The 12,309-nt window shown below is 72.1% G+C and carries 13 protein-coding genes; 4 read left to right on the top strand and 9 right to left on the bottom strand.

The genetic code is table 11. From position 1 onward, the window contains the following. Positions 1-4: 4 nt before the first annotated feature. Positions 5-958: a M56 family metallopeptidase gene (locus ACIQU3_RS04995; protein ID WP_403727539.1), complete on the bottom strand. Its 954-nt coding sequence runs from the start codon at positions 956-958 to the stop codon at positions 5-7. A 6-nt stretch (positions 959-964) separates the two neighbouring features. Continuing rightward, positions 965-1,351: a BlaI/MecI/CopY family transcriptional regulator gene (locus tag ACIQU3_RS05000; RefSeq protein WP_403727537.1), complete on the bottom strand. Its 387-nt coding sequence runs from the start codon at positions 1,349-1,351 to the stop codon at positions 965-967. 140 nt (positions 1,352-1,491) lie between these two features. Here ACIQU3_RS05000 and ACIQU3_RS05005 point away from each other — a divergent pair, with 140 nt between their 5' ends. From ACIQU3_RS05005 to ACIQU3_RS05015, 3 genes are all read left to right on the top strand, one after another. Beyond that, positions 1,492-2,067 (top strand): TerD family protein, encoded by a 576-nt coding sequence (locus tag ACIQU3_RS05005; RefSeq protein ID WP_403727535.1) that lies wholly within the window; start codon positions 1,492-1,494, stop codon positions 2,065-2,067. A 76-nt stretch (positions 2,068-2,143) separates the two neighbouring features. Beyond that, positions 2,144-2,809: a hypothetical protein gene (locus ACIQU3_RS05010; RefSeq protein WP_403727533.1), complete on the top strand. Its 666-nt coding sequence runs from the start codon at positions 2,144-2,146 to the stop codon at positions 2,807-2,809. Then, positions 2,797-3,048: a twin-arginine translocase TatA/TatE family subunit gene (locus ACIQU3_RS05015; protein WP_403727531.1), complete on the top strand. Its 252-nt coding sequence runs from the start codon at positions 2,797-2,799 to the stop codon at positions 3,046-3,048. Before ACIQU3_RS05010 ends, ACIQU3_RS05015 begins: the two co-directional genes overlap by 13 nt. A gap of 11 nt (positions 3,049-3,059) precedes the next feature. On the opposite strand, the gene htpG is transcribed toward ACIQU3_RS05015, so the two are convergent. The 4 genes from htpG to ACIQU3_RS05035 form a co-directional block, all read right to left on the bottom strand. Next, positions 3,060-4,958 (bottom strand): molecular chaperone HtpG, encoded by a 1,899-nt coding sequence (gene htpG, locus ACIQU3_RS05020; RefSeq protein ID WP_403727529.1) that lies wholly within the window; start codon positions 4,956-4,958, stop codon positions 3,060-3,062. 85 nt (positions 4,959-5,043) lie between these two features. Next, positions 5,044-5,745, bottom strand: coding sequence for a class F sortase (locus ACIQU3_RS05025; RefSeq protein ID WP_403727527.1), 702 nt, complete (start codon positions 5,743-5,745; stop codon positions 5,044-5,046). A 114-nt stretch (positions 5,746-5,859) separates the two neighbouring features. Next, a complete protein-coding gene (locus ACIQU3_RS05030) occupies positions 5,860-6,537 on the bottom strand; it encodes a hypothetical protein (RefSeq protein ID WP_403727525.1) in 678 nt (225 codons plus the stop codon). Positions 6,538-6,734: 197 nt separating this feature from the next. After that, on the bottom strand, positions 6,735-7,022 hold the full coding sequence (locus tag ACIQU3_RS05035; protein ID WP_403727521.1) for a DUF3040 domain-containing protein: 288 nt from the start codon (positions 7,020-7,022) through the stop codon (positions 6,735-6,737). A 326-nt stretch (positions 7,023-7,348) separates the two neighbouring features. On the opposite strand from ACIQU3_RS05035, the gene ACIQU3_RS05040 reads away from it, so the two are divergent. Continuing rightward, positions 7,349-7,546: a hypothetical protein gene (locus ACIQU3_RS05040; protein WP_403728294.1), complete on the top strand. Its 198-nt coding sequence runs from the start codon at positions 7,349-7,351 to the stop codon at positions 7,544-7,546. A gap of 86 nt (positions 7,547-7,632) precedes the next feature. Here the strand turns inward: ACIQU3_RS05040 and ACIQU3_RS05045 are convergent, their stop codons facing one another. The 3 genes from ACIQU3_RS05045 to ACIQU3_RS05055 form a co-directional block, all read right to left on the bottom strand. After that, positions 7,633-8,892: a cation:proton antiporter gene (locus ACIQU3_RS05045; protein WP_403727519.1), complete on the bottom strand. Its 1,260-nt coding sequence runs from the start codon at positions 8,890-8,892 to the stop codon at positions 7,633-7,635. 510 nt (positions 8,893-9,402) lie between these two features. Beyond that, positions 9,403-10,866 carry an arabinose isomerase gene (locus ACIQU3_RS05050; RefSeq protein ID WP_403727517.1) on the bottom strand — a complete coding sequence of 488 codons (1,464 nt, stop codon included), beginning with the start codon at positions 10,864-10,866 and terminating at the stop codon, positions 9,403-9,405. A gap of 171 nt (positions 10,867-11,037) precedes the next feature. Next, a complete protein-coding gene (locus tag ACIQU3_RS05055) occupies positions 11,038-12,294 on the bottom strand; it encodes an MFS transporter (RefSeq protein ID WP_403727515.1) in 1,257 nt (418 codons plus the stop codon). Between the last annotated feature and the right edge of the window lie 15 nt (positions 12,295-12,309).

Consider the following 12,309-nt stretch of genomic DNA (forward strand, 5'->3'; position numbering starts at 1 on the left):
GTGGTCAGAGGGGTGTCGCCGCGTGGAGGATGAGGACCATCGTCACGGCGGCGTTCGCGGAGGACATGGCCGAGACGGCGGTTCCCGCCGCCGCGCCCCACGCGGCCAGGCCGACCGCCGTGCACACCGGCGGCCAGTCGTGCACGGCGGGGGCCGGGCCCAGGAGCGCCGCGACCCGGCGCGGTACCGGTCCGGGAGCGGCGAGTCCCGCGAGCGTGGGCAGCGGGGTGCCCCGCGAGACGAGCGCGGCCGTGCCGATCGCCCGCGCCACCGTGCGGCGGCTGCCGATCGTCCGGGCCGCCTCCTCGTCCGCCCACCGCTCCGCCGTGTACGCCACGGCGGAGCGCAGCGGCCACAGGAACGGGTTGGCGCGGGCCGCCAGCTGCACGGCGAGCAGGAAGCGGTCGTGGCGTGCGGCGAGGTGCGCCCGCTCGTGCGCGAACAGTGCCCGCCGCTCGGCCGGCCGCAGCCGGTCCAGCAGGGCCGTGGTCACCACGACTCGGCCCCGCCCGGCACCGCGAGTCGACCAGCCCCCGGGCGGCAGCGCGTACGCGTAGGGCACGGCGTCGGGCAGTACCGCCACCTCCGTCCCGCGCAGCCCGGCGAGGGCCAGATGCGCCCGACGGCGTACCCGCCCGTACCGCCGCACCGTCCGGACGCAGGTGACGACCACGGCGCACAGCGCTGGAATCGCGGCCTTGCCCACGACCTCGTCGTACGGCACCGCCGCCCGCACCTCGGGGTCGGACCAGCCGTCCGGCAGCGGGTTGCCGGGCAGTTGGGCCGTGCCGACCACCATCACCAGTGCCAGGCACACCGTGCTGCACAACGCCAGTACCACGGCGAACACCGTCAGCAGCCGGGTCGCGGTGCGCGGATGCAGGTGCTGCTCGGCGAGGCGGGCCACCGGCCAGGCCGTGAGCGGCAGGATGAGCGGAAGGAAGACGAAGACCCCCATGCGTCCTCAGTCTTCCCCTTCGCCCTGGGCCTGATCCAGCAGGTCGCGCAGCAGCTGCTCCTCGTCCGGGCCGAGGCCGGTGACGAAGCTGGCCAGCACGGCCCCGCGGTCGCTCTCGGCGTCCAGTACCTTGCGCATCTTGCGGGCGGCCAGGCCCGCCTGGTCGGAGGCGGGTGTCCACGCGAAGGACCGCCCGACCCGCTCCCGGGTGACCGCGCCCTTGCCCAGCAGCCGGGTGAGGATCGTGATCACCGTCGTGTACGCGAGGTCATCACCGAGGCGTTGCTGCACCCACCCCGCCGTGGCCGGGCCGTCCGCCTCCCGCAGCACCGACAGCACCAGCGCCTCCAGCTCGCCCTGCCCCCGTCGGGCACGCTGCCCGGGATCCGTCACCGCCCTGCCTCCCGCCGCCCTGCGTCGTCCTCGCGGACATCGTATAGACCGCCCACCCCGCCCCGCCTACTTCTACAGTGTTGTAGATTCCAGAATGGCATCCACGCCGTACACGCCGAACGCTCAAGAAGGAGTACCCCGTGGGAGTTTCCCTGTCCAAGGGCGGCAACGTCTCACTCAGCAAGGAGGCGCCGGGTCTGACCGCCGTCCTGGTCGGACTGGGCTGGGACGTGCGCACGACGACCGGCGTCGACTACGACCTCGACGCCTCCGCCCTGCTCCTCGACGCATCCGGCAAGGTCCCCTCCGACGGGCACTTCGTCTTCTACAACAACCTCAAGAGCCCGGACGGTTCCGTCGAGCACACCGGCGACAACCTCACCGGCGAGGGCGAGGGCGACGACGAGTCCGTCAAGGTGGACCTCGCCGCCGTGCCCGCGGACATCGACAAAATCGTCTTCCCCGTCTCGATCCACGACGCCGAGAGCCGCGGCCAGAGCTTCGGCCAGGTCCGCAACGCCTTCATCCGGGTGGTCAACCGGGCGGGCGGCCAGGAGATCGCCCGCTACGACCTGTCCGAGGACGCCTCCACCGAGACGGCGATGGTGTTCGGCGAGCTGTACCGGCACGGCGCCGAGTGGAAGTTCCGGGCGGTCGGCCAGGGCTACGCCTCGGGTCTGGCCGGCATCGCCTCCGACTTCGGCGTCAACGTCTGACACGGACCGACCACGCCGGGCCCGACCGCGTGCCGCCGGGCCCGGCGCCTCATCAGCAACCGACCGGGAGACCCCTGTGGCCGACGCGTCCCGCCTCCGTCCGGAAGACCGGGCCGACTTCGAAGCCGTCCTGCACCACGCGCTGGGCACCGCGGACGTCCGCGACGCCCTGGGCAGCGACCCGGCCGGCCGGGCGGCGGCACACCTGCGCGCCCACGCACTCGCCCACGCCGACGCCATCGCGACGGCGGCCGAGCAGCCCTACCGTTCGTATCTCGCCGTGCGCAGGGCCGCCCGGCACGAGGCGCGGCGCCCGTACGGCGCGGGCGAACTGCTGCCGGCCCTCGCGGTGCTCACCCCGCTCGTGGCCGGCACCTCGGCGGCGGCGCTGCTCCTGACCGGCGGCCTGCTGCACGTCGCCCATGCGCTCGGCCCCCTGCCCGGATCGCTCGTCGCGGCCGGCTGGACCCTGGCCCTCGTGGCGGCCCTGACCGGCCTCGCCGCCCTGGCCGGGCTGCTGTACACGGGCTTGCGTCGACGCGGTGCGCCCCCGGCCTCCGACCAGGTGGAGCACGCCCGGCTGGTCTGGCGGCAGGAGCTGCTCGACCGGGGGATGCTGCCCCACCTGCGCGGGCACCTGGGATCGCATCCCGAGATGGCGATCACGCCGTGCTCCCCGCCCGATACGCTCACGCCGTGCCCGGCCCGGGCCAGAGAGGACAGGACACCATGTTCGGACTGAGCGAGCTCGCGATCATTCTCATCGTCGTCATAGCCGTCATCGGGATGAAGAAGCTCCCCGAGCTGACCCGCTCGGCCGGCAAGGCGGCCCGCATCCTCAAGGCGGAGGCCCGCGCCGCCAAGGACGAGGAGGCCGGAACGGCCCCCGCGCCGCGGGTGGTCCAGGGCGAGATCGTCCCGCCGGGCACCGGCACGACCCCGCCCGGCGCCCGGCCCGCGGGCACCCCGGACCACCCCTGATCCGACCCTGACTACAGCGTGCGCTCCAGACGGTCCGCCACGAGCCTGACGAAGCGCGCCGGATCCTTGGGCTGGCCGCCCTCCGCCAGCACCGCCAACGTGTGCAGCAGCTCCGCGGACTCGGCGAGCTCCGAACGGTCCTCGCTCGCCCGGTACGCCTGGTGCAGCCCCTTCACCAGCGGGTGGCCCGGATTGAGCTCCAGGATCCGCTTGGTGCGCGGCACCTCCTGCCCCATGGCCCGGTACATGTTCTCCAGTGCCGGGGTCAGGTCGTGCGCGTCGGAGACGATGCAGGCCGGGGAGACGGTGAGCCGCGTGGAGAGACGGACCTCCTTGATGTCCTCCTCCAGCCGCTCCTTCATCCAGCCGAGCAGCCCGGCGTACTCCTCGGCCTGCTTCTCCCGCTCCTCGCCGGCCTTCTCCGCGCCCTCGGCGTCGAGGTCGATCTCGCCCTTGGTGACGGACCGCAGCTTCTTGCCCTCGTACTCGCCGACGGCGTCGACCCACACCTCGTCGACGGCGTCGGTGAGCAGCAGGACCTCGATGCCCTTGTCCCGGAACGCCTCCATGTGCGGGGAGTTCTCGACGCTCTGCCGGGACTCGCCCGTGATGAACCAGATGTCGTCCTGGCCGTCCTTCATCCGCTCCACATAACGCGCCAGCGTGGTCGGCTCGTCGTCGGAGCGCGTGGTCGCGAACGAGGAGACGGCGAGGATGGCGTCACGGTTCTCGGAGTCTGTGACCAGGCCCTCCTTCAGGGCGGTGCCGAACTCCCGCCAGAACGTGGCGTAGCGGTCGGCGTCCTTGGTCATGAGCTCCTTGACCGTGGAGAGCACCTTCTTGGTCAGCCGGCGCTGCATCATGCGGATGTGCCGGTCCTGCTGGAGGATCTCGCGGGAGACGTTGAGCGAGAGGTCCTGCGCGTCGACGACGCCCTTGACGAAGCGGAGGTACGGAGGCAGCAGCGCCTCGCAGTCGTCCATGATGAACACGCGCTTCACGTACAGCTGGACGCCGCGCTTGAAGTCCCGCGTGAACAGGTCGTGCGGGGCGTGCGAGGGGACGAAGAGCAGGGCCTGGTACTCGAAGGTGCCCTCGGCCTGGAGCCGGATGGTCTCCAGCGGCTCGCGCCAGTCGTGGCTGATGTGCTTGTACAGCTCGTGGTACTCGTCGTCGGACACCTCGTCGCGCGAGCGCGCCCACAGGGCCTTCATCGAGTTCAGCGTCTCGGGCTCGGGCGTGTCATCGCCGTCCTTCACCTCCGGGACCATCCGGATCGGCCAGGTGATGAAGTCCGAGTAGCGCTTGACGATCTCCCGGATCTTCCACTCCGAGGTGTAGTCGTGCAGCTGGTTCTCGGGGTCGGCGGGCTTGAGGTGGAGCGTGACGGACGTGCCCTGCGGCGCGTCGTCGACCCGCTCCAGGGTGTACGTGGCCTCGCCGCGCGACGTCCAGCGGGTTCCCTGGCGCTCACCGGCCCGCCGGGTCACCAGCGTCACCTCGTCCGCCGCCATGAAGCCGGAGTAGAAGCCGACACCGAACTGGCCGATGAGCCCCTCGGCCCCGGCGCCGTCCTTGGCCTCCTCCAGCTCCTTGAGGAAGGTGGCCGTACCCGAGTTGGCGATGGTGCCGATGAGCCGTCCGACCTCGTCGTACGACATGCCGATGCCGTTGTCCCGCACCGTGAGGGTGCGGGCCTCCTTGTCGACGTCGAGCTCGATGTGCAGGTCCGAGACATCGGCGTCGAGGGAGTCGTCCCGCAGCTTCTCCAGACGCAGCTTGTCGAGCGCGTCGGAGGCGTTGGAGACGAGCTCCCGCAGGAAGACATCCTTGTTCGAGTAGACCGAGTGGATCATCAGCTGGAGCAGCTGACGCGCCTCTACCTGGAACTCAAACGTTTCGGTCGTCATGGTTCGCGAATCCCTCACAGGTCCCACAGTCGCCTGAACTGGTGACAGCCACTGTAAAACACCAAGTCAGGCCGGTGCCCGGAAGTCAGACGAGGTGGGCGAAGACGACGAGGTTCTCGGTGTAGTCCCGGGCCTGGCGGTCGTAGGAGCCCGAGCACGTGATGAGCCTGACCTGGGCCTGGGGTGTGTCGCCGTACACGCGGTCGCTGGGGAAGGCGTTCTTGGCGAACGACTGGGCGGCGTCCACGGCGAAGGTCGCCTTGCTGCCGTCGGCCCGTACCACCTGGAACCGGTCGCCCTTCTTCAGCTCGCCGAGCCCGGCGAACACGGCCGGGGAGGTCGTGGTGTCCACGTGCCCGGCGATGATCGCGGTGCCGGCCTCTCCGGGGGTGTGGCCCTTGGCGTACCAGCCGACGAGGTTGGTGTTGTTCGGCGGTGGGGGCTCCAGCTGGCCCGACGCGTTGATGGCGAGGTCGGTGAAGGGCGCGTCGACCGAGATCTTGGGGATGAGCAGACGGACCGGCCGGGACGGCGGCAGGTGCAGGCCCTGGGATCGGGCCGGCGCCGCGGACGTGGGCGTGTCGGGCAGGACCGGGGCGGCCGAGGAGGCGGCCACGGCGGGCGGCGCGTGCGGCGGGCCGGCATCGTCGGGCGATTCACCGCCGCCGAACAGGTTCACGGTCAGCACGAGGGCGGCCACCGCCCAGATCACCGTCACGAATGCGCGGAAGCGCCGTCTGGACGGTGCGGGGCCGAGGTCGGACAGGGTGGAAGGAGGGGCTGCCATCAAGAACCACCTCATTCGGGCACGGCAGCGAGTACGGCACACGGGTGGACGAGCCGGGCCGCCGCGACGTGCGGGGCACGTGCGGCGGCCACGGCGGCTATGAGGTCGGGCCGGTCATGCGGCGCCCTGCGTGGCCTTCCGGCGGCGCAGCGCGTACATGCCGGTGCCGGCCACCGCCAGGGCTGCCAGCCCGCCGGCGGTCACGCCCGGCGCGGAGGCCAGCCCGCCGCCACCGGTGTGCATGCCGCCGCGCGGCTTGTCGTGCTTGCCCTCCCAGGAGCCCTTGCCGTGCTTGTCGCCCTTGTCGTGCTTGCTGGATCCGCCCTCTTCCTGCTTGCCGCCCCAGCCTTCCCCGCCGTCCTTGTAGGACTCCGGGTCGTACTTGGAGCCCTCCCAGTCGTCCGAGTTCACCGAGGCCAGTGCTCCGCCACCGGTGTGCATCCCGCCGTGCGGCTTGTCGTGCTTGCCCTCCCAGCCCTTCTCCTGCCCGTCCTCCTTGCCGTGCTCCTTGCCGTTCTCCTTGCCGTGCTCCTCGTGCTTGCCCTCTTCGCCCTTGTCGCCCTTGTCGTGCTCGGAGCTCCAGTCGTCCGCGGTCACCGCGGCCAGCGCTCCACCGCCCGTGTGCATCCCGCCGTGGGGCTTGTGGTGGTCGCCGTCCTTGTGGTGCTCCTTGCTGTAAGAGGTCGAGTCGTGTTCCCCGTCGCCCATGGCGTCGGCGTAGGCGGCGGGTGCGGCGATCGCGAGGGCGGCCGTGGCGGTGGCCGTCGCGAGCATCATGCGGGCAGAGCGCATCGGTGAGTCCTTCCGTCGCGAACCGGGCAGCTGACGCCTCGCCAGCTCACGAGACCCGGTCTCGACGTGAACCACCGTCAGTCGCTCCGGGCCGTCCCACCATCCGGGGCGTGCACACGGGTTACCGCGACACCCTGACGGCGCACACCACGGTCGCCCGGGCGCCGCGGGGAGGGAGCCGCGGAGGGCCGTCCGCGTCAGCGGCGCCCGAACCCCCGGTGCGTCATGCGGGCCGGGTCCGGGTCCGCCAGCTGGGCCGCCATGCCGACGAGGACCAGCCCGCCCGCGATGAGCAGCCCCTGGGCCAGTGCGATGCCGGAGGCCAGCACGACGACGCCGAGCGCCAGCCCCCACCAGGCTCCGGTCCGCCGGTACTCGCGGGGCCGGGCGGGGCGGCCGGAGCTCATGGCCCGCGCGAACCGGGGGTCCTCCCGCTCCAGTCGTGCTTCGAGACGCATCAGACGGTGGTCTTCGGACCGGGGCACGGCTTCTCCTTTCCGGACCCGAGCGCTTCGAGGCAGGCGCGGCCGAGGTCATGGCAGGTCCTCGGGGTGTCGGGTCCTGTGACGGTGCGCAGGGGGGCGGGACGCCGGTGCGGCTGTGCCGGCGGCAGCGGCCGCCTCACCAGGGCTTCAGCCTCTCCCCCCTCCGGCGCTCGCACCATCGGGCCCCACCCCCATCCTTCCCGGTGGCAGCCCCACGCGAACGCCGGTCCGGGGGTGGGGTGTTCACCACGGAAATGGGTGCCGTCACGGATGGCCGCCGGGCCGGGCAGCGCGCACGCCGGGGGTGACGGTCTCGAGGAGGCGGGGTGCGGCGCCGTGCGCGGCTCGTCCTGGAGGCCGAAGCCCACCTGGTCGAGGCGTGCCGGGCCACCACGCGGGGCGAGCCGTTGCTGCTGCTGGGCCTCAGCCCCATGGTGGTGGAACGGCATCGGGCCGAACTCGGTCTCGAGGACCGGCTGGAACTGACCCGGTACGCGATCCGTGCGGGGCTGATCGAGCCCTGAGCGGGTCGGCGCCCGGCGCACCCGCCGGCGCTCGGCCTGGGCCGGCTGAGGAACGGACGGGGCGCTTTCGTCCGCCCGCTCGCCCGCTAGCGCTCGGCCTCGGCCCGCTGAGGAACGGACGGGGCGCTCTCGTCCGCGGGCTCGCCGTCGGACGCCGGGGACGTGGGGCGGGGCAGGAGGGCGTGTCCCGCCCGGAGCGTGCGGGCGAGCAGGTGGGCGCGTCCGGCGGCGATGGGGCCGAGCACCGCGAGGACGAGGACGTACCCGGCGATGAACGGGGCGAGCCGGGCGTCGAGACCGGCGCCGGCGGCCATGGCGGCCAGGATCAGCGCGAACTCGCCGCGGGCCACGAGGGTCGTGGCGATCTCGGCGGCCGGCTCGATGCCGTAGCGGTACACGCGGGCGACGAGGAGACCCGCGGCGACGTTCATGACGAGGGTCAGCGCGGCCGCGGCGGCGACCGGTCCGGCCACGGACACGAGGTCGCCGGGGTCGATGGAGAGTCCGAACGCGAAGAAGAAGATGGCCGCGAAGGCGTCGCGCAGCGGATGCACCAGGTCCCGGATCCGCGGGCCGGAGGGGGTTCCGGCCAGGATCAGGCCGACCATGAACGCACCGATGGCGTCGGCGACTCCGAGGACCTCGGCGACCCCCGCCACCAGGACGGCCGCGCCGAGGAAGCTGATGACGAGCAGTTCGTTGTCGCGGGTGGCGATGAGCCGTCCGACCGGTTTCGTGCCGTGGCGCGCGGCCGTCGCGAGCAGCAGCAGGAAGCCGAAGGCCTTGGCACCCTGGAGGACCATGTCGCCGACGCCCTGCGCGCCGCTGATGACGGGCTGGAGGGCGGCGAGGTACAGCGCGAGGAAGATGTCCTCCACCACGATGACCCCGAGGATGAGACGCGTCTCCGGGCGGCCGATGCGGCCCAGGTCGATGAGGATCTTGGTGACGATGGCGGACGAGGAGATCCCGAGGACACCGGCGAGGACCAGCGCCTCGCGGACGCCCCAGCCCAGCGCGAAGCCGAATGCCAGGCCCGCGCCGACGTTGAGCAGCAGATAGATCCCACCCGCCGTCAGCAGGCGCCGACCGCCGTCCTTCAGGTCGTCGAGGTGGAACTCCAGGCCCAGGTAGAAGAGCAGCAGCACCAGACCGAGCGCGGAGAGCATCTCGAAGTCGTGCGCGTCCTGGACGATCACCAGGCCCGGGGTGTGCGGGCCGAGCAGGATGCCGGCGAGCATGAACAGCGGGATCGTGGGGAGCCCGATTCTGCCGCCGAGACGGGCGAAGAGGGCGGCGGCCAGAAAGGCTCCGCCCATGGCGAGGAGGCTGTCAGCGTGTCCCACGGATCACCACCTTCGTGGACGCGCAGGCGGATCGTTTCACCGAACGGGGATGGATAGGGGCTCCTCCTTCAGGGGCACGACGAACGGGGACGTGCGCCTCTCGGCGCATCTCGAGACCGCGGCCATGACGAGGGGCGCGGCGGCTCAGGCGGTGCTGCCAGCCTCACACGCGGGGCGGTGGCTCCACCATCGGTGCCGCCACCCATCTCCGGGTGGGGGCGACACCCACCCGCGTCCGTGCCCGCCTCAGCGATCTCGGGCCGGGGTCGCGCACCGCCGCCCGTGCCGGCTCCGGGGACATCCCGGCTGCGTCCTCGATCCCGGGCTGCCTTCGTGGAGGGGGCGGGCGAACTCCTTCCCTACGGATACGGCGTCCTGCGCGGCTGCGCGGGTCTCGCCGGCAGGTGGTCACCGGGCGCTCCCGCATCGGTCGACACCGGCGAGCCCGGCTGAGACGGGGCCACCGGGCGATCCCGGTCCGGTCGACGCCCGTGAGCCCCGCCGAGGCGGTCAGACGTGCCGGTGGTCGATGCCCAGCAGGCTCGCGGCAGCCCGGAAATCGGCCGTGCGGTGCCCCACGGCGAGGGACCAGTGGTGGCCGACGCCCGTGGCGCTCCAGGCGTCGACCCATTCACCGGGGTCCCGGCCGAAGTCGACGCGGCTGGTGGTGTTGCCGATCGCCAGCAGCGGTCCCGGTACGACGGTTCCCTCGGAGGTGACGAAGGACAGACCGCCGTCGGCGTCCTGGCCGAGGCCCAGCAGCGTGATGGGCCCGTGCCGGACGTCGAACTCGACGCTCACTCCCCAGCCGCGCTTGCCGTGGTAGACGCCGAGCCCGCGCAGCAGCGGGTCACGGGCGCCCACCCCGAGGTGGGCGGGTCCGTCATGGCCCATCTCCACCACGCCGTCCTCGAAGTTCAGGGCCTGGATCTCGGTGAAGGAGCCTCCGGCGCCGACGCTCTGGGACGCCAACTGGGCCACAGACGTCCGCAGTTCGTATTCGCCGGCCGCGGGCACCCCCCGGGCGGTGAGTAGGGAGGCGCCGAGGATCATGCCCGCGCCGAGCCGCTCGTGCAGCTCGCCGTCCAGGCCGCGGTGGTAGTAGGCGAGGCTGTCGAGTTCGAAGTCGGCGACCAGCCGGTCCAGGGCGACGGACACGGTCGCGCCCCAGGCGAAGTCCCCCTCCACGACGCTGTCGTCCAGGGTGAAGATCCGCCGGGCGAGGGCCATCCGCTCCCGGGTCTCGGCCTCCGTCACCCGTTCCACCCGGTGCCGCAGGTCGTCGAACTCCAGGACCTCGACGTGTGAGCCGAACGTCGTGGCGAGCAGCGTCGGATCGGTCTGCACGTCGAGCATGCCGGGGTACACGTGCCCCATGAGGCCGTGCCGGGCGTGCCGGAGCGCGGCACGGATGTGGGCGGCCCGGATCCACTGCTCGATGCGCCGCCAGGCGGACTCCTGGCGCAGCCAGCCGGACACCGACCGGAAGGGGATGCCGGCGCGCCGGAAGACGTTGCCGACCTCGGGGACGGGGCACTGTCCGCAGTAGGCCAGCCAGGCGCCGGTGTCGAAGGCGGCGTGGTCCATCCTCTCGGACGGCTGGAGGTCGATGACCAGGACCGGTGTGTGCGAACGCCGGGCGATCGGCAGCACCATCGACGAGGTCAGGTAGGTCGTCAGGAACAGCACGATCAGGTCGCAGTCGGCCCGCCGCAGTTCTTCGGCGGCGCGGGCGCCCTCGCGGGCGTCGGAGACGAATCCGGCGTCGGTCACGTCGGCGTCCATCTCCCGGAGTCGTCCGGCGACATACGCGGCCGACTCCCGCAGTTGCGGGAGGAGACCGGGGAACTGCGGCCAGTACGTGCCGAGTCCGCCGGCGACCAGTCCGATGCGGGTGCGGCGCCGGGTGACGGGCGGGAGCAGATCGTGCAAGGCGGCGGAACGTACGGCCGTGCCGTCCGCGGTCGTTGCCATGGGCGGTGCTCCTTGTCGGGGTGCTGCGGCTCGGGTTGCGGGGTTGCCGCGGCTCGGGTGCTCTTGCCGGGGTGCTGCGGCTCTGGTTGGTCCTTGTAGACGGGTGCCGCGGCTCGGGTGCTCTCGCCGGGGCTGTGGCTCCGGTTGCTCCTTGCGGAGGGGTGCTGCGGCTCAGGTGCTGGGGACGGGCAGGTCCGTTCGGTCCCGCACGGCACGCGTGGAGCGCGGGACCAGGACGCGGATGATGAACACGCCCGCGAACGCCGCCACCGTCATGCAGACGGTGATCGTCCAGAGCAGGACGGTGGGGCTGCGGTCGGCCAGCGCGGGGGTGAAGAACGCGGCGACCGCGAAGACGCCCCGCGACAGTGCGTAGGTCAGGCCCTGGGTGGTGCCGCGGGTGTCCGCGGGCAGCGTGAGCTGCGACCACACCTTGTAGTTGGCCTCTCCGGCGAACGGGTTGGAGAGCTGGTAGAGCACGAAGAAGACGAGCATGCCGACGAGTGCGCCCGCGGTGAGCGACGCGATGACGAAGGCGAGAATCTGCACCACCGCGGCCGCGTGGAACAGCCGGTCGCGCCAGGGGGTGTCGGCGACGCGTACGAAGGCGAAGGTCAGCAGCACGCCGATCGGGATGGCGGCCAGGTTGATGCCGGTGGCCAGGCTCTGCGAGGCGTCGCTGACGGTGACGAGCAGATAGGTTCCGAACTGACCGAAGGTGTTGGCTCCCAGGCCCCAGGTCACGTAGAACACGAACGTCGCGGCCATCGGCAGCATCGCGCCGCGGGTCCACACACTCTTCAGGGCGATGCCCTCGGGGACGCTCCCGGTGTCCGGTTCCGCGGGCCCGTCGGACAGCTTCAGCCGGGACCGCAGCGCCCAGGTGAGGAGTGCGGCGACGGCCAGTTGCCCGGTGATGAGACGTGCGCCGGTCATGCCCGTGGTGGACAGGACGAAGCCGAGGAAGATGGCGACGGCGATGCCCAGCATCCACATGACCTGGGTGAACGCCACCAGTCTCCCCCGGGCCCAGGAGGGCGCCGCGTCCGAGACCACGGCCAGGGACGTCGGCAGGTCGGCGCCGGCCGCGAGCCCCGCGACGAGTACACCGGCCAGCAGGGTGATGTCGTCCGGCGCGAGTGTGATGACGAGGGCGCCGATCGCGAAGCAGAAGATGTCCCAGTTGTAGACGCGGCGGCGGCCGAAGAGGTCGGCGAGCCGACCGCCGACGAGGGATCCGACGGCGATGCAGCCGGTGACGATCGCGCTGATCGCCCCGGCCATCCACACACCCATGTCGTAACTGTCGCGGTAGACGGCCAGGTTGACGGAGATGCTCACGATCAGCCCGGCGTCGAGGTAGGAGGCCATGCCCGACAGGGCGGCGGCCTTCCAGAGCGGTCTGGGGATGGGGCGGGTACCGGCCATGATGCGACTCCGTCG

The organism is Streptomyces sp. NPDC101110 (assembly GCF_044759525.1).
Classification (GTDB): domain Bacteria; phylum Actinomycetota; class Actinomycetes; order Streptomycetales; family Streptomycetaceae; genus Streptomyces.

Bases quoted from the DNA above. Each gene is read 5' to 3' on its own strand.
- ACIQU3_RS05025 (WP_403727527.1), bottom strand. From the start codon at position 5,745: ATGGCAGCCCCTCCTTCCACCCTGTCCGACCTCGGCCCCGCACCGTCC.
- ACIQU3_RS05050 (WP_403727517.1), bottom strand. From the start codon at position 10,866: ATGGCAACGACCGCGGACGGCACGGCCGTACGTTCCGCCGCCTTGCAC.
- ACIQU3_RS05055 (WP_403727515.1), bottom strand. From the start codon at position 12,294: ATGGCCGGTACCCGCCCCATCCCCAGACCGCTCTGGAAGGCCGCCGCC.
- ACIQU3_RS05015 (WP_403727531.1), top strand. From the start codon at position 2,797: ATGTTCGGACTGAGCGAGCTCGCGATCATTCTCATCGTCGTCATAGCC.
- ACIQU3_RS05030 (WP_403727525.1), bottom strand. From the start codon at position 6,537: ATGCGCTCTGCCCGCATGATGCTCGCGACGGCCACCGCCACGGCCGCC.
- ACIQU3_RS04995 (WP_403727539.1), bottom strand. From the start codon at position 958: ATGGGGGTCTTCGTCTTCCTTCCGCTCATCCTGCCGCTCACGGCCTGG.
- htpG (WP_403727529.1), bottom strand. From the start codon at position 4,958: ATGACGACCGAAACGTTTGAGTTCCAGGTAGAGGCGCGTCAGCTGCTC.